The sequence below is a fragment of the Saccharopolyspora sp. NPDC045941 genome (assembly GCF_056431445.1).
The window spans coordinates 123,864-145,944 of record NZ_JBWKKU010000009.1 but is presented as its reverse complement, the minus strand read 5'-3'; the positions used below and the strand labels follow the sequence as shown (position 1 = coordinate 145,944).

At 69.6% G+C, this 22,081-nt stretch carries 22 protein-coding genes; 11 read left to right on the top strand and 11 right to left on the bottom strand.

Annotated features, from left to right (window positions below; translation table 11 throughout):
- Window positions 1-100: 100 nt before the first annotated feature.
- Window positions 101-802 (top strand): envelope integrity protein Cei, encoded by a 702-nt coding sequence (gene cei / locus AC07FN_RS09895; protein WP_478395278.1) that lies wholly within the window; start codon window positions 101-103, stop codon window positions 800-802.
- 64 nt (window positions 803-866) lie between these two features.
- Here the strand turns inward: cei and AC07FN_RS09890 are convergent, their stop codons facing one another.
- Complete coding sequence (locus AC07FN_RS09890) at window positions 867-1,697, bottom strand: inositol monophosphatase family protein (RefSeq protein WP_478395336.1); 831 nt, start codon at window positions 1,695-1,697, stop codon at window positions 867-869.
- Window positions 1,698-1,761: 64 nt separating this feature from the next.
- Here AC07FN_RS09890 and ppgK point away from each other — a divergent pair, with 64 nt between their 5' ends.
- The 3 genes from ppgK (at window position 1,762) to AC07FN_RS09875 (ending at window position 4,824) form a co-directional block, all read left to right on the top strand.
- Entirely contained in the window at window positions 1,762-2,523 is a 762-nt protein-coding gene (ppgK, locus tag AC07FN_RS09885; RefSeq protein WP_478395277.1) for a polyphosphate--glucose phosphotransferase, read from the top strand.
- A gap of 224 nt (window positions 2,524-2,747) precedes the next feature.
- A complete protein-coding gene (locus AC07FN_RS09880) occupies window positions 2,748-4,169 on the top strand; it encodes an RNA polymerase sigma factor (protein WP_452612978.1) in 1,422 nt (473 codons plus the stop codon).
- A 469-nt stretch (window positions 4,170-4,638) separates the two neighbouring features.
- Entirely contained in the window at window positions 4,639-4,824 is a 186-nt protein-coding gene (locus AC07FN_RS09875; protein ID WP_093265227.1) for a DUF7455 domain-containing protein, read from the top strand.
- A 79-nt stretch (window positions 4,825-4,903) separates the two neighbouring features.
- Here the strand turns inward: AC07FN_RS09875 and AC07FN_RS09870 are convergent, their stop codons facing one another.
- Entirely contained in the window at window positions 4,904-6,115 is a 1,212-nt protein-coding gene (locus tag AC07FN_RS09870) for a cysteine desulfurase-like protein (RefSeq protein ID WP_478395276.1), read from the bottom strand.
- Between the two features lie 65 nt (window positions 6,116-6,180).
- Window positions 6,181-7,950, bottom strand: a complete 1,770-nt coding sequence (locus AC07FN_RS09865) for a DEAD/DEAH box helicase (RefSeq protein WP_478395275.1) — start codon at window positions 7,948-7,950, stop codon at window positions 6,181-6,183.
- Window positions 7,951-8,263: 313 nt separating this feature from the next.
- On the opposite strand from AC07FN_RS09865, the gene AC07FN_RS09860 reads away from it, so the two are divergent.
- Window positions 8,264-9,319 carry a YihY/virulence factor BrkB family protein gene (locus tag AC07FN_RS09860; RefSeq protein ID WP_478395274.1) on the top strand — a complete coding sequence of 352 codons (1,056 nt, stop codon included), beginning with the start codon at window positions 8,264-8,266 and terminating at the stop codon, window positions 9,317-9,319.
- A gap of 24 nt (window positions 9,320-9,343) precedes the next feature.
- Here the strand turns inward: AC07FN_RS09860 and AC07FN_RS09855 are convergent, their stop codons facing one another.
- The gene (locus AC07FN_RS09855; RefSeq protein WP_478387310.1) at window positions 9,344-9,592 is read right to left on the bottom strand and encodes a DUF3039 domain-containing protein; all 249 of its coding nucleotides are present in this window, start codon (window positions 9,590-9,592) and stop codon (window positions 9,344-9,346) included.
- A gap of 58 nt (window positions 9,593-9,650) precedes the next feature.
- The gene (locus AC07FN_RS09850; RefSeq protein ID WP_478395273.1) at window positions 9,651-9,998 is read right to left on the bottom strand and encodes a DUF3099 domain-containing protein; all 348 of its coding nucleotides are present in this window, start codon (window positions 9,996-9,998) and stop codon (window positions 9,651-9,653) included.
- Between the two features lie 157 nt (window positions 9,999-10,155).
- Here AC07FN_RS09850 and AC07FN_RS09845 point away from each other — a divergent pair, with 157 nt between their 5' ends.
- Window positions 10,156-10,830 (top strand): lysophospholipid acyltransferase family protein, encoded by a 675-nt coding sequence (locus AC07FN_RS09845; RefSeq protein ID WP_478395272.1) that lies wholly within the window; start codon window positions 10,156-10,158, stop codon window positions 10,828-10,830.
- 2 nt (window positions 10,831-10,832) lie between these two features.
- On the opposite strand, the gene AC07FN_RS09840 is transcribed toward AC07FN_RS09845, so the two are convergent.
- The 3 genes from AC07FN_RS09840 to AC07FN_RS09830 form a co-directional block, all read right to left on the bottom strand.
- A complete protein-coding gene (locus AC07FN_RS09840; protein WP_478395271.1) occupies window positions 10,833-11,234 on the bottom strand; it encodes a hypothetical protein in 402 nt (133 codons plus the stop codon).
- A 260-nt stretch (window positions 11,235-11,494) separates the two neighbouring features.
- Window positions 11,495-12,037: an RNA 2'-phosphotransferase gene (locus AC07FN_RS09835; RefSeq protein ID WP_478395270.1), complete on the bottom strand. Its 543-nt coding sequence runs from the start codon at window positions 12,035-12,037 to the stop codon at window positions 11,495-11,497.
- Between the two features lie 62 nt (window positions 12,038-12,099).
- Window positions 12,100-12,681, bottom strand: a complete 582-nt coding sequence (locus AC07FN_RS09830; RefSeq protein ID WP_478395269.1) for an HhH-GPD-type base excision DNA repair protein — start codon at window positions 12,679-12,681, stop codon at window positions 12,100-12,102.
- A 330-nt stretch (window positions 12,682-13,011) separates the two neighbouring features.
- Between AC07FN_RS09830 and AC07FN_RS09825 the strand changes: the two genes are divergently transcribed.
- The gene (locus AC07FN_RS09825) at window positions 13,012-14,010 is read left to right on the top strand and encodes a DUF4238 domain-containing protein (RefSeq protein ID WP_478395268.1); all 999 of its coding nucleotides are present in this window, start codon (window positions 13,012-13,014) and stop codon (window positions 14,008-14,010) included.
- A gap of 313 nt (window positions 14,011-14,323) precedes the next feature.
- Here the strand turns inward: AC07FN_RS09825 and AC07FN_RS09820 are convergent, their stop codons facing one another.
- Window positions 14,324-14,926, bottom strand: coding sequence for a hypothetical protein (locus tag AC07FN_RS09820; RefSeq protein ID WP_478395267.1), 603 nt, complete (start codon window positions 14,924-14,926; stop codon window positions 14,324-14,326).
- 108 nt (window positions 14,927-15,034) lie between these two features.
- Between AC07FN_RS09820 and AC07FN_RS09815 the strand changes: the two genes are divergently transcribed.
- The 3 genes from AC07FN_RS09815 to AC07FN_RS09805 all read left to right on the top strand — a co-directional run bounded on the left by AC07FN_RS09815 (window position 15,035) and on the right by AC07FN_RS09805 (window position 18,228).
- The gene (locus AC07FN_RS09815) at window positions 15,035-16,549 is read left to right on the top strand and encodes a DUF7782 domain-containing protein (protein ID WP_478395266.1); all 1,515 of its coding nucleotides are present in this window, start codon (window positions 15,035-15,037) and stop codon (window positions 16,547-16,549) included.
- Window positions 16,546-16,971 (top strand): D-aminoacyl-tRNA deacylase, encoded by a 426-nt coding sequence (gene dtd, locus AC07FN_RS09810; RefSeq protein WP_478395265.1) that lies wholly within the window; start codon window positions 16,546-16,548, stop codon window positions 16,969-16,971. Before AC07FN_RS09815 ends, dtd begins: the two co-directional genes overlap by 4 nt.
- Before the next feature lie 285 nt (window positions 16,972-17,256).
- Window positions 17,257-18,228 (top strand): sigma-70 family RNA polymerase sigma factor, encoded by a 972-nt coding sequence (locus AC07FN_RS09805; protein WP_358570106.1) that lies wholly within the window; start codon window positions 17,257-17,259, stop codon window positions 18,226-18,228.
- Between the two features lie 591 nt (window positions 18,229-18,819).
- On the opposite strand, the gene AC07FN_RS09800 is transcribed toward AC07FN_RS09805, so the two are convergent.
- A complete protein-coding gene (locus AC07FN_RS09800) occupies window positions 18,820-19,542 on the bottom strand; it encodes a tyrosine-protein phosphatase (RefSeq protein WP_478395264.1) in 723 nt (240 codons plus the stop codon).
- A gap of 190 nt (window positions 19,543-19,732) precedes the next feature.
- Here AC07FN_RS09800 and AC07FN_RS09795 point away from each other — a divergent pair, with 190 nt between their 5' ends.
- Window positions 19,733-21,385 (top strand): fumarate hydratase, encoded by a 1,653-nt coding sequence (locus AC07FN_RS09795; protein WP_478395263.1) that lies wholly within the window; start codon window positions 19,733-19,735, stop codon window positions 21,383-21,385.
- Between the two features lie 98 nt (window positions 21,386-21,483).
- On the opposite strand, the gene AC07FN_RS09790 is transcribed toward AC07FN_RS09795, so the two are convergent.
- The gene (locus AC07FN_RS09790; RefSeq protein ID WP_478395262.1) at window positions 21,484-21,939 is read right to left on the bottom strand and encodes a hypothetical protein; all 456 of its coding nucleotides are present in this window, start codon (window positions 21,937-21,939) and stop codon (window positions 21,484-21,486) included.
- Window positions 21,940-22,081: the final 142 nt, after the last annotated feature.

Here is a 22,081-nt window from a genome sequence, read left to right as displayed (position 1 = left end):
TGGTGGGGGCGTCCAGCGCCGCACGGCGCCGGTTGTGCGCCTAGGCTGATCTAGCGAAGACGGGCGCACGCTGGTCGAAGCATCCAGGGAGGGGCGGGACGTGTCAGCCGTGAGTGCAAGGTCGGGTCGACGAGCCCGGTACCGACGGCGTCGGCCGGTGCCCGCCCTGGTGGTGCTGGTCGCGCTCGTGCTGCTGTCGGGCCTGCTGTGGACCCGGGTCTTCGACTCGGTGAAGGACATCGAGGCGGCGACGACCTGCAATCCGCCCACCACGCCGACGGCCGCGCCGCAGGGCGGCGCCGCGCCGGAGCCGGTTCCGCTGGGGTCGATGCTGCCGCGCAACGCGCTCGACTCGACCAACCCGATCCCGCAGCAGGACGTGCAGGTCCGGGTGCTCAACGGCAACGGCGAGGCCCGGCAGGCGTCGCTGGTCAGCGACGAGCTCTCCAGCCTCGGCTTCGCCAAGGGCGGCGCGGACAACGACCCGGTCTACGTCAACTACGACCTGAAGTGCCACGGCCAGATCCGCTTCGGCGGCGCCGGGGTGAGCGCGGCGCGGACGCTGAGCCTGATCGCGCCGTGCGCCCAGCTGGTGCGCGACGAACGCCAGGACGCCTCCGTCGACTTCGCACTGGGGGCGGACTTCAAGGACATCAAGACCACCTCGGAGGCCAAGCAGGTGCTCCAGGAGCTGGAGAACTGGGTGCCCCAGCGGGACCACCAGGACGGCGCCCACCAAGAGGTGACCCTGCCGCAGATCAGCAACGATCTCCTCAACAAGGCCCGCGAAGTGCACTGCTGACGACGCTCGAAGGGCGCCTGCGACCACACCGGCCGCAGGCGCCTTCGCGTCTCAGGGACCGCTCTCAGACGCGGCCGGCGTCCGCGCGGAGCAGAGCCTCGGTCAGCTCACCGGCGATGCCCGGTGCGGCGCAGACGATCATCCCGTCCCCCAGCCCGTCCGCCGACCCCTGCTGGGGCAGCCGCAGCTGGGCACCGGCCTCGGCGGCGACCAGCGCGCCCGCCGCCCAGTCCCACCGGTTGAGCCCGACCTCGAACATGCCGTCCAGCCAGCCCGCGCCGACCGCGCACAGGTCCAGCGACGCCACCCCGGCCCGCCGGATGTCGCGCACCTGGCCCAGCAGCCGGCCGAGCACCTCGGCCTGCGCCGTGCGGCGCTCCACCGCGTAGGCGAATCCGGTGCCGATCAGCGACAGGTCGAGCCGGTCGGCGGACGAGACCCGGAGCCGGCGGCCGTCCAGGAACGCGCCGTGCCCGGCCGCGGCGCTCCACACCCGGCCGGACGCCGGTTCCACCACCGCGCCCGCCACCGAAACCCCGTCGAGCTGCGCGGCCAGCGACACCGAGTACCAGGGGAAGCCGTACAGGTAGTTGACCGTGCCGTCGATCGGGTCCACGACCCAGCGCAGACCGTCCAGCGCGCCTTCGCCGCCTTCCTCCTCCCCCAGCACCGATTCGCCGGGGCGCAACTCCGCCAGCCGTTCCCGCACGAGCCGCTCCACCGCGCGATCACCTGCGGTGACGACGTCCGTCTCGGTACTCTTCGTGTCTACCGCACCATCGGTGACCGCTTCGTCACGCACCGTGCGCGCCAGTTCCGCGGCTTCGCGGGCGATCCGCACCGCTACCTGGCACAAGGCTTTCGCGTCTACTTCTGCTGCCAATCCCACGTACACATCGCAACACAACCCGGTTAAGGTCTGCACACCTTCATCTGAATCGAATAGGAAGGATTCAGCCATGGCGACTGCCCGCGGTTTCGGTGTGGATATCGGCGGGTCCGGCATCAAGGGATGTCCGGTCGACATCGACGGTGGTGTGCTGGCCGAGGAGCGGATGCGGATCCCCACCCCGCAGCCCTCGACCCCGTCCGCCGTGGCGGACGCCGTGGCGGAGATCGTCGAGAAGTTCGCCTGGACCGGCCCGGTCGGCATCACCCTGCCCTGCGTGATCAAGGACGGCACCGCGCTCACCGCGGCGAACGTCGACAAGGGCTGGATCGGTACCGACGCCCAGGAGCTGTTCGCCGAGCGGCTCGGCCGCACCCGGGACGACGTGCTGGTGCTCAACGACGCGGACGCGGCCGGCACCGCCGAGATGCGCTCCGGCGCCGGCGCCGGGCACCGCGGCCTGGTGGTGGTGCTGACCTTCGGCACCGGCATCGGCAGCGCGATGTTCATCGACGGAAAGCTGGTGCCCAACACCGAGTTCGGGCACATCGAGGTGGACGGCCACGACGCGGAGACGCAGGCCGCGGCCTCGGTCAAGGACGACCTGGAGCTGACCTACGAGGAGTGGGCGCCGCGGGTCAGCACCTACATCCAGGGGCTGGAGAAGTTCCTCTGGCCCGACCTGATCATCGCCGGTGGCGGGGTCAGCAAGAAGGGGCACAAGTGGATTCCGCGGCTGGAGACACGCACGCCGGTCGTCGCCGCGGCGCTCCGCAACGACGCGGGCATCGTCGGTGCCGCGACGGCGGCCGCGACCAGGCACAACGCCTGACCTTCCGACCGCCTAGCACATCGCGGGACGCGCGGACTCCGCCTTGCAGCGGAACCGCACCCCCGCATCGCGGCTACAATGGAACACGGCCCACTTGATTCGAAGTCCTCGTCGAGGAAACACCGAGGCAGGCACCGGGTGATTCCTCATCAGCCGCAGGGCTGAATCCAGTGGGTTTGTTCCCCGACCTTCGGCGGCCGAGGTTTCGCGCCCTCCGGCCTGCCCTGATCGACCGTCGCGAAAGGGCGTACGTGGCAGCCGCAGAAACAGCAACCCGACGCTCCGCTGCAACAACCGGCGGTGCCCAGTCCCAGTCGGGCCAGTCCCAGGCCACCCCAGGTTCGGAGGCGGCTGCTTCGTCTGACACCGAGCAGACGAACTCCACCGCCGCGCGCAAGAGCCCTGCCAAGAGCTCGACGGGGGCGAAGCCGACGGCCCGCAAGACCACCGCCGCGAAGTCGGCGGGGGCCAAGAAGGGCGCCAAGGCCCCGGCGAAGAAGTCGACGAAGTCGGCCTCCGCCAAGGGCAGCGGCGAGGGCATGGAGATCGACGAACCGATCGAGACCGACCTGACGTCCCCGGACGTCGGCGACCTCGCCGACGTCGAGGTGGAAATCCCGGAAGAGCCCGTTCCGGAGGAGGAGACCAAGGAGTCCGGCGACTTCGTCTGGGACGAAGAGGAATCCGAGGCGCTCCGGCAGGCTCGCAAGGACGCCGAGCTGACGGCTTCCGCCGACTCGGTCCGCGCCTACTTGAAGCAGATCGGCAAGGTCGCGCTGCTCAACGCCGAGGAAGAGGTCGAGCTGGCCAAGCGCATCGAGGCCGGGCTCTACGGCGCGGAGCGGCTGCGGCAGGTCGAGGAGGCCGGCGAGCAGCTGACCACCCAGATGCGCCGCGACCTGCGCTGGATCGTGCGCGACGGTGAGCGGGCGAAGAACCACCTGCTGGAGGCGAACCTCCGACTGGTCGTCAGCCTCGCCAAGCGCTACACCGGCCGCGGCATGGCGTTCCTGGACCTCATCCAGGAGGGCAACCTCGGCCTGATCCGCGCGGTGGAGAAGTTCGACTACACCAAGGGTTACAAGTTCTCCACCTACGCGACCTGGTGGATCCGGCAGGCCATCACCCGCGCGATGGCCGACCAGGCCCGCACCATCCGCATCCCGGTGCACATGGTCGAGGTCATCAACAAGCTCGGCCGCATCCAGCGCGAGCTGCTGCAGGACCTGGGCCGCGAGCCCACGCCCGAAGAGCTCGCCAAGGAAATGGACATCACCCCGGAGAAGGTGCTGGAGATCCAGCAGTACGCCCGGGAACCCATCTCCCTGGACCAGACGATCGGCGACGAGGGCGACAGCCAGCTCGGCGACTTCATCGAGGACTCCGAGGCGGTCGTCGCGGTCGACGCGGTGTCCTTCACGCTGCTGCAGGACCAGCTGCAGTCCGTGCTGGCGACGCTGTCCGAGCGCGAGGCCGGCGTGGTCCGGCTGCGGTTCGGGCTCACCGACGGCCAGCCGCGGACGCTGGACGAGATCGGCCAGGTCTACGGGGTGACCCGGGAGCGGATCCGGCAGATCGAGTCCAAGACGATGTCGAAGCTGCGCCACCCGTCCCGGTCCCAGGTGCTCCGCGACTACCTGGACTGACGAACACGGCACCGAAGAGGGCCGCCGACCGATCCGGTCGGCGGCCCTCTTCGCGTCCGCGGCGGCGCTTCGGGGCCGGAAAACGCCGAAAATCGGTCCGCCTGGTGGGATTTCCTGTTCGCTTCCAGCGGAAATGACGGGCCCGCAACGGCGCCCGATCTGTGATCTGAACCACTGAATGTCCGTTTGTCGATCGACTCCGCTTTCCCGCCGCCCGACCCGCGAGAGCTCATTTCCCCATGTCACAAGGCTTTTCGCGGTGTTGATCACGCTCCGCGAGCGGCGCTGCTGCAACCGGGTGCTTCATCGTGACGACCGTCGCCACCCGGCGCGGGAACACTGACTCGGGCCCAAGCGTCTGGAAGAGTGGAGCCAACGAGCACCGCTCCCGCAGCCAGTGGGCCAACGGTGGTCGTAGCAGGATCGAGGGCGTCGGGTGATTCCGACGCCGGGACGGAGGGAGATCACGATGCCGGGAACGCTCACCCGCCCCGAGCTGACCGCCGCCGACCGCTGCGACCGCTGCGGGGCCGCTGCGAAGCTTCGCGCCGTACTGCCATCCGGTAGCGAGCTTCTGTTCTGCGGGCACCACGCCCGTGCGTACGAGGCGGGGCTGCGCGACGCGCAGGCCGACCTCCAGCAGGACGAGCAGTAAACACCCGTCAGACCGAGAAGGCCGTGCCCCCGCAGGAGCCCTGCGGGGGCACGGTCGTTTTCCGGCTAGGGGCGTCCGGTCATCCGCTGATCTCCGCCAAGGCGTCGAGCAGCCGCCGCACCTCCGCTTGGCTCGTGTAGTGCGAGAGGCTGGCGCGCACGCCGCCCTTCGGGCCGATGCCGAGGGCGTGCACTGCCTCCCAGGCGTAGGAATGGCCGTGCGAGACGTTCAGACCGCGCTCAGCCAGCTGCTCTGCCACATCCGAGGGTTCCCTACCCGGAAGCCCGAAGAACGCCGTAGGAGTGCACGAGCCCTGCGGAGCGCCGTAGCGCACTACGCCGTCCAGCGCCGCGAGACCGTCGAAGAGCTCCCTGGCCAGTTCGTCCTCGTGGGCCTGCACGGACCGGCGGGAGGTCGCCAGCCGCTCGGCTCGGCTGCCGTCGGCGTCGCTGTCCAGGCCGGCCAGGTGCTCCACCGCGGCGACCACACCGGCCATCGCGGCGAACGGGTTGGTGCCGAGCTCGAACCGCTCCGGCGAGGTGTCCGGCGACGGCGCCAGCTTGTCCGGGTGCAGGTTCTCCAGCGACCAAGGGTCGGCGGCCACCACCGCGGCCAAGTGCGGGCCGGCCCACTTGTAGGCGCTGGTCGCGTAGAGGTCCGCGCCCAGCTCGTCCAGCCGCACGTGGGAGTGCGGGCAGTGCTGCACCCCGTCGACGTAGGACACGGCGCCGGCCTGCCGGGCCCGGTCGGTGATCGCCCGCAGATCGGGCATGACGCCCAGCACGTTGGAGGCCGCCGTGACGGCGACCAGCTTGGTGCGCTCGCCGATGAGTCCGGTGACGTTCTCGACGGGCAGTTCCCCCGTCGCCGGGTCGAGCTCCGCCATCCGCACGGCGGCGCCCGCCCGCTGCGCGTGCTGCACCCACGGCCGCACGTTGGCGTCGTGGTCCAGCTGGGTCACCACGATCTCGTCGCCGGGCCGCCAGCCCGCCGCGAACACGCCCGCGAACCGGTAGGTCAGGGCGGTCATGCTCGGGCCGAACGCCACGCACCCGGGCTCCGGGGCGCCGACCAGATCGGCGACGGCCGCCCGCGCCTCGGCGACGATCCCGGCGGAGCGTCGGCTGGACTCGTACGGGCCGCCCACGTTGGACGTGCCCACCCGGTAGGCGTCGCTCACCGCGTCGATCACCGACTGCGGGACCTGAGTGCCCGCCGCGCCGTCCAACCACGCCCGACCGTCCGCCAGCGCCGGGTACTGGGCCCGGATCTTCTCCACGTCGAAAGCCATGTCCCGACCCTATGAGACCCGGATCGGCGACCAAACCGATCGCGCTGCGCCGTTCGGGGCCGATATCACCAGGAGCGCAGGGTGGCGATGCGTTCCTCGAGCTGTTCCACGGTGGCCATCGCGGTGGGCGGGCCGCCGCAGGACTTCTGCAGCTCGTTGTAGATCTTGCCGTGCGGCTTCCGGGTGCGGTGGTGGTGCAGCGACACGAGCGTGTTCAGCTCCTTGCGGAGCTTCTGCAGCCGCTCCTGCACGGTCTGCGGCCGCGCGCGCTGCTCCGCCTGCTCGGCGGCCTTCGCCGCCTTCGCGACCGCTTCGCGCTTGCCCACGTCCTCCAGCTGCTGCTCCTGGCGCTGCCGCAGCAGCGCCCGCACCTGGTCCGGTTCCAGCAAGCCGGGCAGGCCGAGGTAGTCCTGCTCCTCCTCGGAGGTGCTGAACGCCGCGGTGCCGAACGACGAGCCGTCGTAGATCACCTGGTCCAGCTCGGCGTCGGCACCCAGCGAGGTGAACGCCTTCTCCTCCTCGCCGGGCTCGTCGCGCTTGCTGTTGGCCGCGGCCAGCAGCTCGTCGTCCCAGCCGTCCTTCTCCCGGTGCGGCTTGCCGAGCACGTGGTCGCGCTGCGCCTCCAGCTGGCTGGCCAGCTCCAGCAGCACCGGGACGCTCGGCAGGAAGATGCTCGCCGTCTCGCCGGGCCGCCGGGACCGCACGAAGCGGCCGATGGCCTGGGCGAAGAACAGCGGGGTCGAGGCGCTCGTGGCGTAGACGCCGACCGCCAGCCGCGGCACGTCGACGCCTTCGCTCACCATTCGGACCGCGACCATCCAGCGGTCCTCGGACTCGGCGAAGTCGGCGATGCGGCCGGATGCCTGCGGATCGTCGGAGAGCACCACCACCGGATCGTGCCCGGTGATCCGGTACAGGGCCTTCGCGTAGGCCTTGGCCGTGACGTGGTCGGTGGCGATCACCAGACCGCCGGCGTCCGGGAGGCCGCCGTTGCGCAGCTGCGTCAGCCGGGTGTCGGCGGCCTGCAGCACAGCCGGGATCCATTCGCCCGACGGGTCCAGCGCGGTGCGCCAGGCCCGCGCGGTCTGCTCGGCGGTCAGCGGCTCGCCGAGGCGGGCGCTGAACTCGTCGCCGGCGTTCGTCCGCCACCGGGCCTCGCCGGAGTACGCCAGGAACAGCACCGGCCGGACGACGCCGTCGTTGAGGGCGTCGGAGTAGCCGTAGGAGTGGTCCGCCCGGCTGCGCAGCGAGCCGTCGGCGTCGGGCTCGTAGCCGATGAACGGGATCGGCGAGTCGTCGCTGCGGAACGGCGTTCCGGTCAGCGACAGGCGCCGCACGGCCGGGGTGAACGCCTCCCGGATCGCGTCGCCCCAGGACTTCGCGTCGCCCGCGTGGTGCACCTCGTCGAGGATCACCAGCGTCTTGCGGCGCTCGGTGCGCACCCGGTGCAGCGTCGGGTGCGCCGCGACCTGCGCGTAGGTGACCACGACGCCGCGGTAGTCGCTGGAGGTGATGCCGTCGCTGTTGCGGAAGTTGGAGTCCAGCGGGATGCCCGCGCCGCCGGCGGCCATGGCCCACTGGTGCTTGAGGTGCTCGGTGGGCGCAACCACGGTCACCGCCTCGACCGTGCGGTCGGCCAGCAGCTCCGCGGCGACCCGCAGGCCGAACGTCGTCTTGCCCGCGCCCGGCGTCGCCACCGCCAGGAAGTCCTGGGGCCTGCTCGACAGGTACTTGGTGAGCGCCCGGCGCTGCCAGGCACGCAGTGGCCGGGATGGAGCCTGCGAGGGGTCGCTGAGCACGGATCGAACGGAATGGTCGAGTTGCGCTTCGGACACGCCGGGTCGCCGCCCCTTCCTTCTTGCTCCCCTGCTGGATGGTGAGGGCGCGCCCTGCGCTGCCCCGCGACCGCCCGCACGCGCGTTCAGCGTCGATCGACTCGAAGCGGGCCGTCGTGCAGCCTACCTTTCGAGCCCGGCGGGCACCGGCATGCCCGGACGAGAGGTGCGCGACACTCCGTGTTCCCGGCGGTTTTGACGGGCCGACGCCCGCGGCGCCAGCCGATGCAGCATCCTTATGGGTGCCATGGGTCAGCCGAGTCCACCAGACCGCCAGGGGCGCAGTGCGACCGTCGCACCACGGGAAGCTCCGGTGCGGCGCGGGCCACTGCGCCTGGTCATGCGCACGCTCGACAAGGCGTGGTGGGACAACATCTTCTCGGAATCGGCAGCCGCCGCGTTCTGGCAGACGCTGTCCATGCCGCCGCTGCTGCTCGGGCTGCTGGGCAGCCTGGGCTTCGTCGGCGACTGGTTCGGCCCCGAGGTCGTCGACGCCGTGCACGACAAGATCCTCGCGCTCTCCCGCTCGGTGTTCACGGCGAACGTGGTGGACCAGATCATCGGCCCGACCGTCGCCGACATCCTCACCAAGGGGCGCAGCGAGATAGTCTCGGTCGGCTTCCTGATCTCGTTGTGGGCGGGTTCGTCGGCGCTGGCGTCGCTGGTCGACTCGATCACGCTCGCCTACGACCAGTACCTGGTGCGCAACAGCGTCTGGCAGCGGATCTTCGCGCTGCTGCTGTACCTGGTGTGCCTGATCCTCGCGGTGGTCGGGCTGCCCGTGGTCGCGCTGGGCCCGGACTGGCTGCCGACGCTCTTCCCGCAGGACTTCCAGGACGACATCGCCTGGCTGATCCAGGCGTTCTACTACCCGGCGACCGGGATCGGCCTGGCGGTCGCGCTGGCGACGCTGTACAAGGTGGCGCTGCCCAGGAAGCTGCCGTGGCATCGCGGCCTGCCTGGGGCGCTGCTGGCGATGGCGATCTTCCTGTGCGCCAGCATCGGCCTGCGGCTCTACATCACGTGGGTGACCGGCACCGGGTACACCTACGGCGCGCTGGCGACCCCGATCGCGTTCCTGCTGTTCGCGTTCTTCATCGGGATGGCGATCATCATGGGCGCGCAGTTCAACAACGCGATCCAGGAGATGTGGCCGGCCAAGATGACCCGCCGGGAGCGCCGGAAGTGGCGGCGCCTGGAGATGAAGCGGCTCGCGCAGCGGATGCACACCGAAGAGGGCTACCGCGCGTGGCGCAACGGCCAGGCCGAGGAGGGCCAGCAGCCGAGCCCGCCCGCGGAGCGGCCGCGCAACGGCGCGCCGCTACCGAAGAAACCGATCGACAAGCAGGCCGAACCGCACGGCGGCTGAGGGCCGCCGCGCGGGTCCGGAAGGTCAGTCCTTGCCGCCTGGGGGGAGGGACGCGAAGATCTCCTTGCAGTCCGGGCAGACGGGCGAGCCCGGCTTCGGCGACTTGGTGACCGGGAAGACCTCGCCGCACAGCGCGACCACGAACGTGCCCATGACCGCGCTCTCCGCGATCTTGTCCTTCTGCACGTAGTGGAACACCTCCGGACGGTCGTCACTGGTCTGATCAGTGGTCTCGGTCCGGGTATCGGTCTCCGGCATCGTCATCGTGCTCATGCCCCCAATGATGCCGCACAGCATCGACGCATGTCCGCATCCGGCCGGGTGTTCCCCGTCAGGCGCCCTCGATGACCTGGTGGCTGCGGGATTCGATCGAGTGCCGTGAACGGCGGAACCGGTTCACGTGCTCGCTCTTCTTGGCCGGGCGGTCGTTGGCGATGAGCACCGCCATCCACGGCAGCGGGATGGAAATCGCCAGGATGATCAGTGACAACCACCACAATTGCCATAGCTGGAACACCACTGCGGCGATCACCAGGCACGGAATCCGGCTGGCCATCATGATCGCGTACCTGCGGCGCCGCTGCGCCTGCTGATCGTCGTAGGACGGCTGTGCCTCGGTGATCAGCACCGGGGTGTCGTCACGATGTGAGCTGTTCACGACGTTACCTCCGCCTCCCATGCTGCCACCCGATCGCGTCCTCGGATACCCCGGGTTCGCGTGTCCCACAACCCCGGGAGCCGGGCCGACCGGCCAGACTCAGAGGTTGACCGGCAGGACGCACCTCCGAAACCTCGCCGGGTTAGATTCGATCGGGATCAACGGTGCGGGAGGGCGAATGCTGTACTCGGTGAGCAAGCGGGTCGTGGGCGCGGTGGCGCGGACGATCTACCGGCCGACCGTGATCGATGCCGACAAGGTGCCGACGACCGGCCCGGTGATCCTCGCCCCGAACCACCTCGCCGTGCTCGACAGCTTCATCGTGCCGCTGGTGCTGCCGCGGCCGGTGTCGTTCCTGGCCAAGGCCGAGTACTTCAACGGGACCGGCACGAAGGGCGCGCTGGTCAAGTGGCTGTTCGGCTCGCTAGGCGCGATCCCGGTGGAGCGCGGTCGCGGGCGCGCTGCGAAGGAGGCCCTGGACACCGCCGAGCAGGTGCTGCTCGACGGCGGCGCGTTCGGCATCCACCCGGAAGGCACCCGCTCGCCCGACGGGCGGCTGTACCGGGGGCGGACCGGCGTGGCCCGGCTGGCGCTGGCCGCCGGCGCGCCGGTGGTGCCGGTCGGGTTGACCGGCACGGACAAGCTCCAGCCGCGCGGCAAGAAGATCCCCCGGCCGCACCCGGTGACGGTCCGCTTCGGCGACCCGCTGGACTTCTCCCGCTACGCCGGGATGGAGTCGTCGCTGCCGGTGCTGCGCTCGATCACCGACGAGATCATGTACGCGATCGCCGAGCTTTCCGAGCAGGAGTACGTCGACCGTTATCAGAGCCCCGGCGCCGCCGCAGCGGCCTGAGCTCATCCGGTCGTGGTGGGCGCCGATCCGGAGGGCGTCGGCGAACTGGTCCTCGCCTCCGCCGGTGCCGAGCTGATCGGCGGGTGACTGGTCGTCGGCACCGCGGTCGTGGTGACCGGCGTGGTGGACGGTTCGTCGGGCGTGGAGCTCGCGGGCGGATCCGGAATGCCGTGGCACTGCTCGTAGGTCAGCCCGGCGCACGGGTCTGAGGAGGCCGGCGTCGCGTCGCGCGTCGCCGTCAGCTGGTCGTCGATCCACGGATCTGCGGAGCGCGCGGTGCCGTTCCCGTCGACCGAGCCGCACGCCTTGTTCGTGATGGCGTTCGGGTTGTCCGGGTCGTCGAAGCGCGGCGCGGCGTCCGGCTCGCAGGTCAGAGCAACTGGCCCCGGAGCGCGAGCGGCCACGGGTGCGACCGGCCGAGCCGACATCTTGGCCGGCAACGGCATCGACGACGGTGCGACGCGGGGCGGCAGCAAACGCGGCGGCGGCGGAGTACTGCACGCCCCTATCGCGAGCATCAGTCCCGACAATGCGGCGGCAACGGCGTAGCGAGTCATAGGCGGTCCCCCAGTGCGAAGGCCCGCGCGTTCGCAGGCCCTGCCTTGGCTTCCGCGTTGACGTTGCCGGGCGTTATCCGGTTACCACCCGTAGTGCCGCCGCCGGGTCAGTCCGGGTAGCGGATGAACTCGGGCCGGACGTGGTCCACCAGCCAGACGCCGTTGGCGCTGACCCGGAACTCGTGTCCGGCCGCGTGCATCCCGGCAGCGTCCACGGTCAGCACGACCGGCCTTCCCCGGCGCCCGCCGACGCGCTTCGCGGCCTCGCGATCGACCGACAGGTGAACGTGATGCCGGTTCATCGGCCGCAGCCCCTCGGCGCGGATGCCGGTCAGGCTGTGCGCGACCGTGCCGTGGAACAGCCACGCGGGCGGTTGCGCCACCGGCAGGTCGAGATCCACCTCGACCGAATGCCCCTGGCTGGCCCTGATGCGGTCGCCGTCGATCACGTACCGCTGCTTGTCGTTGTCCTCGACGACCCGCACCAGCTCCGCCCGCGAAATCGGGAACCCGTGCGACCCTGCCGCCGCCAGCAGCTCGTCGACCGCCACCCAACCGTGCTCGTCGAGCTCGATCCCGATCCGCTCGGGCTGGTGGCGCAGGTGCTTGGCCAGGTACTTCGAGACCCGCACCAGCCTTCGCTCGTCCATGAACGCCTCCCCAGCCGGACACTAGCGCGCGGGCGCAGCGCGGCGAGAGCGAATTCCGGGAGTCAGCCCTTGGCGGCCTTGGCCGCGGCCTTCTGCTCCTTCTTCCAGGACCGGACCTCGTTCAGCGTCTGCTCGTCGACGACGTCGGCGATCGAGCGCCTCGACCCGTCCTCGCCATAGGCCCCGGCGGCCTCGCGCCACCCAGTGGGCTGGACACCCCGCTGCTTGCCCAGCAGGGCGAGGAAGATCCGCGCCTTCTGGTCGCCGTAACCGGGCAGCGCCTTGAGCCGCTTCAGCACCTCCTTGCCGTCCGGGTCGCCCTCGGTCCAGATCGCCTCGGTCCGGCCGTCGTAGTGCTCGACGACGTGCTGGGCCAGCGTGTGCACCCGCCGCCCCATCGACCCGCCGTACCGGTGGATCGCCGGCTTCTGCACGCACAGCTCGACGAACTCGTCCAGATCGGATTCCGCGATCTTGGTGACGCCGAACCCGCCCATCCGGTCGGCGATTTTCTTCGGCCCGGCGAACGCGACCTCCATCGCGACCTGCTGATCGAGAAGCATGCCCGTGAGCAGGGCGAACGGGTCGTCGCTGAGCAGCTTGTCGGCGTCGGCGTCGCCGGTGAGGTTGAGCTTCTTCGGCATGTCCCCATCCTGGCACGCGGCGCCGCCGATGCACGCTTTTGCCGATTAGTGGGAAATCGTCAGGCCAGACCGCGGACCAGCGTCCGCTTGAGTTGTTTCAGGCATCGGGAACGCTCACCGACCCAGTTACTGCGGAGTTGGCCCCTTTCTGTACCGAGTCAGCATGGTGACCTCGGTGTCGGTGTCACTGACTATCTTGACAACGTGACGACACATTCGGATTCTGTCGGCCGCGACAACTGGGAGGTCGTCAAGCGAGTCCGGAACCCGTGGGGGCAGGTGCCCCTCACTGCGGGGGGCAAGTCCCTGCGCGGAGGGGCACGTGACTACATGGACAAGCTGCTAAGCCTGCAGAATGCCAAGGACACAGTCAGTAGACGCCACCACTACGTACCGAAGACATACCTTCGACAGTGGTCATTCGATGGCAAGCGGGTGTGGGCCCTCGACACAGTCACAGGTTCGGTGAAGCCACTCGGTCTCGCTAACGTGTGTGTCGAGGAGAACTTCTACCGGGTCGTCGGGCCAGACGGTGCTGCCCACAACCGAGTGGAGCTGCTGTTCGGTGTCGCGGACGTCGAACTCCGGCGAGTGCAGACCTTGTTCGTCCAGCTCGAGGACCCAGACGAGCTGGAGTTCGATGACCTGATCGCGCTCGGAGTCGCTGTGGCTGTCCAGCGCATGCGCACCCTGCAAGAGCGCCGCCTTCAACAGCAGCACAACGCGTGGCTCGTCGCACAGAATCCACATGACTTCAAGTCGATGAATGATCCCGAGAACCCGTACTTGGCGGCGGGCATCCACACCGAGTTGTTGTTTTCGGCCATTTGGGAGGCAGCCGACGTGCTTACGACTCGGCAGATCGAGGTATGGCACGACCCCCAGGGCCGTTTCATGACGTGCGATGTCCCGGTGCTGGTCCCGTTCCGGGGCAACGTGCGACCAAGCCTCTTGGCCGCGCACTACATCGTTTGGCCGGTCAGCCCGCATCGCGTCGTGGCCCTCGGCAGCGACCTCTTGGGCGAGAAAGCCGTCATACGCCAGGCGACCGGCAAGCTTGTGGGCATCGTGCGCAACGCCGTGGAACAGAGCCGAGAGCGCATGATTTTCGCCAGCGAGGAGCAGCGCGACCGACTGCCCCGGACCAAGAAGTTCCGGCGGCGGACGCAAACGCGGCTTCGGTGCTCGCAGCGGACACCCCGGGGCCAATTCGTGGAGCCTCCCGGCTGTTGCGTCGAGCAGTCATACGCTTTCGCAGCTGGCCCAGACGTCGCCCTCTGTGACCAGGGTCTTCACGTCCCCGCGCCGGACATGTGGTCGTACAAATAGCCGGAATAAACCAAAGTTGGATCGCTCTCCAGCGTTCCTCCACATCAGCAACGCAGATCGACTCGTTTCGGACGTCCGCATATGCCACTGCGCGTGCGAGAGGGTGGGTTCGAGAACGTCGCGCTCACCTTCAAAGTGTCGGTACGCACCAAAAAGTAAGCAGGCGCGAACAATCGATGCGGTATCGGCGCGGCAATGGATGCGTCGCGGATCGACCTCGGAGACGAGTTCCTCAGCCAACGGAATGGGGCAGGCCTCCAGCGGTGCCGGGAAAAGCCTTCTCGCGTTCTGCTGATTCCCCAGGCGTCTTGCCTCACGGGTGAGTCGCGCTCGGCCCTCCGGGACGCCACGTTCCGAGCAAGTCGTCGATCAGCTCGACGACCCGATCCGGTGTGGCTCCTCCTTTGACCAGGGCGCTCACGCGCTGGGCCTCCGCGGTCGGCGGCAGGAAGCCGACCAGCAGCGCAGGCAGCAGCAGCCGCCTGACGAGCAGTTCCTGCGCCGACGTCACCTGCGGCCGGCGGACGACCGAGACGTTCACGCGCACCGCGTGCTCGTTGAGCGGCGAAGCACCGGGACGATCGGTCTCGACGGCGGCGTACCGGAAGCCGTGGGCGAGGTTGCACGCGCCGCAGTCCGCCGGTCCGCTGCCGAGCCGGCCTCCGCATTCGTCGCAGGCGATCCGGTCGAGCGCGGCGTCCACCACCCGCCAGTCGTGCCGGTCCGGCTCGGCCACCACCAGTCCGGCGACCTCCGCCTCCGGTTCCGCCGCCCACTCGGCGCGGAAGCGCCGCCACTCCTCTTCGACGACGTCGTCCACCAGCGTCCGGCAGCGGCCGCAATCGGGCGCGCCGCTGTATTCGTGCCCACCGCATTCGCCGCACCGGACGAGGGCGGCACCGATCGCAGGTCTCATCCGCCCATGTTCGTGCAGGGCGAGCTCGGGGCGCGACCGGTTTTCCGGAGCTCCGCGCCGCGGGTGCGCCCAGATGCGCGAACGGGTGGCCGTGTGAGGATCGGGATCGTGATTCCAGACCTGTCCCATGACCGCATCGATCGACTTCGCGACGCCTTCCAAACCGCCGGCTACGACGCCGACGGCGTCGTGGAGCTCCTCGGTCCCGAAGCGCACGCCGCGCTGGGCCGGGGCGAGCCCGTTCCGGCGCTGCGCGCCACCAGCGATGCCGGCGCGCTCGGCACCTTGGTCCGCTTGTTCCTGCTCGGCCAGGCCGAGTCGCAGGCCGCCGTCGAGGCCGCGCTCGCCCCGCTGCCGTTGGCCGAGGCGAAGGACGCTGGGCTGCTCGTCGACGACGGCGACCGGCTGCGTGCCGGGCTCGACGTCCGCCCGCACGGTGTCGACGACGAATCGTGGTGGGTCGTCTCGGACCTGGATTCGGACCTTCGCGGCGGCCGCCCGGTGGAGGCCGACCACGTGCTCGGCGTCGGGCACGCGTCGCTGAGCCTGGTCCGGGCGACCTCTCGGCGGCCGGTGGGCTCGGTGCTCGACCTCGGCACCGGTTGCGGCGTGCAGGCCCTGCACGCGAGCACGCACGCGCAGCGGATCACCGCGACCGACGTGTCCAAGCGGGCGCTGGCGCTGGCCGAGGCGACGTTCCGGCTCAACCGTGTCGACGTCGAGCTCGCCGAGGGCGAGTGGTTCGACCCGGTCCGGGGCCGCAAGTTCGACCAGGTCGTGTGCAATCCGCCGTTCGTCGTCGGCCCGCCGCGCACCGACTTCACCTACCGCGACTCGGGGCTGGCCGGGGACGATGCGAGCGCGCTGGTCGTGCGGCAGCTGCCCGGCTTCCTCGCCGAGGGCGGCACCGGGCAGCTGCTGGCCTCCTGGGTGCACCGGGACGGCGAGGACTGGCAGGACCGGGTGTCCCGGTGGCTGCCGCCCGGCGCCGGGGTCGACGCCTGGTTCGTGCAGCGCGACGTCGCCGACCCAGCCCTCTACGTGGGCACCTGGCTGCGCGACGCCGGGTACGACCTGAGGTCCCCGCAGGGCCTGCAGAAGGCGGCCGAGTGGCTGGACTGGTTCGAGGCCAACGACGTGATCGGCATCGGCTTCGGGTTCGTCACGCTGCGCCGCACCGACGCGCGCGGCGAGGTCGTCTGCGAGGACCTCCGGCACGCCTTCGACGACCCGCTGGGCCCGGAATCGGACCAGTGGCTGCGCCGCGTCGAGTGGCTGCGCGCCCACGACTCCGCCGAGGCCCTGCTGGCGGCCCGCCTGGTCACCGCCGACAGCACCGTGCTGGAAGCGGTCTCCGAGCCCGGCGACGAAGGCTGGCAGCCGCTCGTGCACCGGCTGCACCGCACCGACGGACCGGGCTGGCAGCACGAGATCGACGAGCTGGGCGTGCGGCTGCTCGCCGGGTGCCGCGGCGCGCTGCCGCTCGGCGAACTCCTCGAACTGCTCGCGATGGGCTACGGCGAGGACTCCGAGGACCTGACCCGGGCCGCGATCCCGATGGTGCGCGAACTCGTTCGGCACGGAATGCTGCTGCCTGCGGAATGGGCGGGCGGCGACCAATGAGAGCAATCGTCACCCGAGTCACTCGCGCCTCGGTAACTGTCGACGGCGTCGTGGTCGGCAAGATCGAAGAACCCGGGCTGTTAGTGCTATTGGGTGTGACGCATTCAGACGGGCCTCAAGAAGTCGTCAATATGGCGCGCAAACTGCACGAGATTCGGGCGCTGCGGGACGAGGAGTCCTGCGCCACGACCGGGGCACCGCTGCTCGTCGTCAGCCAGTTCACGCTCTACGGCTCGACCAAGAAGGGACGCCGCCCGTCGTGGACCGAGGCGGCCCGGCCCGAACAGGCCGAACCGCTGGTAGACGGGGTTGTGGCGGCGCTGCGCGAGCGGGGTGCGCGAGTGGCCACCGGGATGTTCGGGGCGATGATGGCGGTGGAGAGCGCGAACGACGGACCATTCACACTTTTGGTTGAGGTCTAAAGGTAACGAGGGCTCTCAGGAAATCCTCAGGCTTGGCGGCGCAACGGATGTGACCGCCATGACGTCTCTTCGTCTAGAACTTCGGGAACGAATTCGGCACGCCGGTCGTTTTCCAGGTAACGAAGCTTCGACGGCCATGCCGACAGGCCACCAAACCGATCGGCAGCGCCGGAGAAGACGTCGACGCGGAGCCCGTACAACCGAGCGTACGCGTCCTCCACACCGCGCAACGACGCGCGAGTGTGATTTGCGCCCGCCAAGCCAGCCCGCCAGGGAGGGAGCTCAATGACCGTCCCGCAGACCACCAAGCCAGACGTCACCGTCACCGAAGACCTGGACACCCAGGGCCCATCGGCCGACCTGGTGCGCGTCTACCTCAACGGCATCGGGCGCACCGCGCTGCTCACCGCACAGGAAGAGGTCGACCTCGCCAAGCGGATCGAGGCCGGGGTTTTCGCCAAGCACCTGCTGGAGACCAGCAAGAACCTCTCCCCCGAGCGGCGCTCCGACCTCGGCGCCGTGGTCCGCGACGGCCGCCGGGCGAAGAACCACCTCATGGAGGCCAACCTCCGCCTGGTCGTCAGCCTGGCCAAGCGCTACACCGGCCGCGGCATGCCGCTCCTGGACCTCATCCAGGAGGGCAACCTCGGCCTGATCCGCGCGGTGGAGAAGTTCGACTACACCAAGGGCTTCAAGTTCTCCACCTACGCGACCTGGTGGATCCGGCAGGCCATCACCCGCGGCATGGCCGACCAGAGCCGCACCATCCGGCTGCCCGTCCACCTGGTCGAGCAGGTCAACAAGCTGGCCCGGATCAAGCGCGACCTGCACCAGAAGCTCGGCCGCGAGGCCACCGACGAGGAGCTCTCCGAAGAGGCCGGCATCCCGGTGGAGAAGATCCTCGACCTGATGGACCACTCCCGCGACCCGGTCAGCCTGGACATGCCGGTCGGGGCCGAGGAGGACGCGCCGCTCGGTGACTTCATCGAGGACGCCGAATCGGCCGACGCCGAGAACGCGGTGATCTCCGGGTTCCTGCAGGACGACCTGCGCCGCGTGCTGGCCACGCTCGAGGAGCGCGAGCAGGCGGTGATCCGGATGCGCTACGGCCTCGACGACGGCCAGCCCCGCACCCTGGACCAGATCGGCAAGTCGTTCGGGCTGTCCCGCGAGCGGGTCCGGCAGATCGAGCGGGAAGTCATGGCGAAGCTCCGCCAGGGCGACCGCGCCGACCGCCTGCGCGCGTACGCGAGCTGACCGCGCGATTTCTGGGCGTCGCGTGTCCGCGGAAAGCGCGGACCACGGCGCGGTCAGGATGATTTTGCGGGGGCCGAGCCCCCGCAGACCCCCACGGTGCGGTGGTCGTCTTCGGGATCGCTCCTCACGTTCTTGAGCGTTCCCGGCCTGCTCACCGACCAGCCTCCGGGGGGTTCTGCCCCTTCCTCGCTCCGAACCTTCGTAGTTCTGAACCTTTTGGGTTCTGGGCTTTCGGGGTACCGAGCTTCCGGGTTTGGGTTCGGGGGCTTTGCGTTCGGCTCTCGATCTTGTGGGTGGTTCGGACCTTCGGGTTGGGAGTTCGTTCTCTTGTCGTTCGGGGTTTCGTACACCCGGATGGCTTGTTGACCATGTTGGGTTTCGGCGGGAACATCGTTCTTCCCCCCTTTTTTGTTCTTCCGCTTCGGTCTTAGCGGCGGGTTCGCCGCTCGCCACGGGAGGGCGGACTCGTCGTCGGGGCGGGTCCGGCCTCCCGACCTTTTCCAGATCCACACCGCTTCTGCGCGAACGGCCTGTTCACCTCTTCTTCCGAGGTGAACAGGCCGTTCGCTGCAGGCTTCTGGTCGCGTCGTCTCAGCCGATGAACTTGGCCCGCCAGCGGTCCAGTTCGTCGTTCGTGGCCCCGTGCGTCCGCAGCCAGCCCCTGGCGCCCTCCTCGTGGGTCTCGAAGGCGCTCAGGACGCTCTCGATCGCCTCCGTCGGCGTCGACAGGAGCTCGTGGACCATCTCCTCGTCCACGCCCGGCGGGAGCTCCGGCGCCACGTTCAGGCGCTGCAGGACGCGAAACATGTTCCGGTCCGTGCGCACGTAGTCCGCCACGATCGCGTCGCGGCGCACTCCCACCGCGCCCAGCAGCATCGCCGAGACCACTCCCGTGCGGTCCTTGCCCGCCGCGCAGTGGATCAGCACCGGACCGTCCGCCTCCAGGACGATGCGGAACACCTCGACCAGCTTCTTCGGGGCGCCCTGCAGGATCGACTGGTACAGCGCCGTCAGCTCGTGGGCCGCCTCGTCGACGTCGATGTCCGCGTCCCGCGCCTCCTCCAGCAGCGGCACGTGGTGCACGGTGGCCACCGACGCGAGCGGGTGTTCCTGGTCACGGGTCTCCACCGAATCCCGCAGGTCCACCACGACCTTCGGCGGCCACGGCGACGCTCCCTCCGGCACCCGGTCGGCGTTGTGCGGAGCATCACTCCGGAACACCACGCCGGCCCTCGTCACCACGCCGTCACCGGCGGGCTGCCCGCCCAGGTCACGAAGGTTGACCAGCGCATCGAGGGGATCTGTCGTCGGCAAGGCGACCTCCGTTGCTCCGGCCCCGCGTCCGGGGTGCGATGAGACGTTCGGCCGCCAGCCTCGCAGGTGCTCCGCCGCGCCACCAGGGCGGGCGATCCGTCACACCTGGGCCACCCCCGTGGACGCGCTGATCGACCGCGCGGTTTTATTGGTCATCGCGTAACCCGAACGCGCGCAAAGGAGCCGCGACGTGCCCACCACGTTCGATTTCACCGAGGTGCTCCCCCTCGGCCCCGACAACACCGACTACCGCCTGGTGACCACCGAAGGCATCCGAGTCGTCGAGGCGGCCGGGCGACGATTCCTCGAAGTCGAGCCGACCACGCTCACCGCCCTGGCAACCGAGGCGATCAAGGACATCCAGCACCTGCTGCGCCCGTCCCACCTGGCGCAGCTGCGCGCGATCGTTGAAGACCCGGAGGCCAGCCCGAACGACCGGTTCGTGGTCACCGACCTGCTGCGCAACGCGTGCGTGTCCGCCGGCGGCGTGCTGCCGATGTGCCAGGACACCGGCACCGCGATCGTCATCGGCAAGCGCACCGAGACCGTGCTCACCGGCGGTCGCGACGAAGAGGCGATCGCCAGGGGCGTCTTCGACGCCTACCAGGACCTCAACCTGCGGTACTCGCAGATGGCGCCGCTGAACTTCTGGGACGAGCGCAACACCGGCAGCAACCTGCCCGCGCAGATCGAGCTGTACAACAAGCCCGGCACCGACCCGGCCTACGAGTTCCTGTTCATGGCCAAGGGCGGCGGCAGCGCCAACAAGACGTTCCTGTACCAGGAGACCAAGGCGCTGCTGAACCCGACGCGGCTCGGGCGGTTCCTGGAGGAGAAGCTGCGCTCGCTGGGCACCGCGGCCTGCCCGCCGTACCACCTGGCGATCGTGGTGGGCGGCATGTCCGCCGAGTTCAACCTCAAGGTCGCGAAGCTCGCCTCGGCCCGTTACCTCGACGAGCTGCCGCGGGAGGGCTCGGCCTCCGGGCACGCCCTGCGCGACGTCGAGATGGAGCAGCAGGTGCTGGAGATGACCCGGCAGTTCGGCATCGGCGCGCAGTTCGGCGGCAAGTACTTCTGCCACGACGTGCGGGTCATCCGGTTGCCACGGCACGGCGCCTCGCTGCCGGTGGGTGTCGCGGTGTCCTGCTCCGCGGACCGCCAGGCCAAGGCCAAGATCACCCCCGAGGGCGTGTTCCTGGAACAGCTGGAGCGCGACCCGGCCCGCTACCTGCCGGACGTGGTCGACGAGCAGCTCTCCGACGAGGTCGTCAAGATCGACCTGAACCGGCCGATGGTGGAGATCCGCGCGGAGCTGTCCAAGCTCCCGGTCAAGACGCGCGTGTCGCTGACCGGCCCGCTGGTCGTCGCCCGCGACATCGCGCACGCCAAGATCGCCGAGCGGCTGGACGCCGGCGAGCCGATGCCCGAATACCTGCGCGACCACCCCGTGTACTACGCGGGCCCGGCCAAGACGCCGGAGGGCTACGCCTCCGGCTCGTTCGGTCCCACCACCGCCGGTCGCATGGACGCCTACGTCGAGCAGTTCCAGGCCGCGGGCGGCTCGCTGGTCATGCTCGCCAAGGGCAACCGGTCGGCGAAGGTGACCGAGTCCTGCCACACCCACGGCGGCTTCTACCTCGGTTCCATCGGCGGCCCCGCCGCGCGCCTGGCCCAGGACTGCATCCGCAAGGTCGAGGTGCTGGAGTACCCCGAGCTCGGCATGGAAGCGGTGTGGCGCATCGAGGTCGAGGACTTCCCCGCGTTCGTCGTGGTCGACGACAAGGGCAACGACTTCTTCGCCAACTCCACCAAGCCGACCCTGCAGATCTCCTTCGGCCGCTGACCACACACCTGTACTCCCGCAGGAGCCCCACCTCCTGCGGGAGTACAGGTTTCAGCTCAGCCGATCGACGCGATTGGCAGGTATCACGCGGTCACCGATCAGCGGGGAACCTTGACATCTCGTTGTTCCAGAACGACCTTCCGCGCGTCCAGCGGTGCGTCGAGCTGCACCGCCACCGGCGGGTAGCGAAGGTCCATCGTGCACATTCCCGGCGGTTCCGGGGTTTCTTCGACCAGCACCACCTTCACGTGGTCGGCGGTCTGTTCGGCCAGCTCGGCGTGCACCTTGCTGCAGCCGCCTTCCTGACCGGTGGCCACGACGACCGCTCCGCCGTCCTGGGTCCAGACCTTCTTCGGATATCCCCTGGGTAGCAACAACGCGTCGACCGCGGTCTCGGCGACCGGAGCGCGTTCCTGTTCGGGTTTCGGCTGTACCGGGCCGGGCGGAGCCGGGGGCTGGCCACCGAAACCAACTTCATTGGATGGCTGTTGGGCGCAGGCTGCCAACGCTACGAGCAGAACACCCGCGCCCACTGCGGTTTGTAGGCGTCTCATGCCCTAAGGACGGAGCGCCCCGCGTGGCCGGTTGCGCGAAATCCGCACCGAGTTGAATCCACATCTTTCCCACATTTCGAAACAGCTGGTGGTCGACAGCCCGCGCGTGGTTTCGTCGACGAATCCGCTTCACATTCGGGAG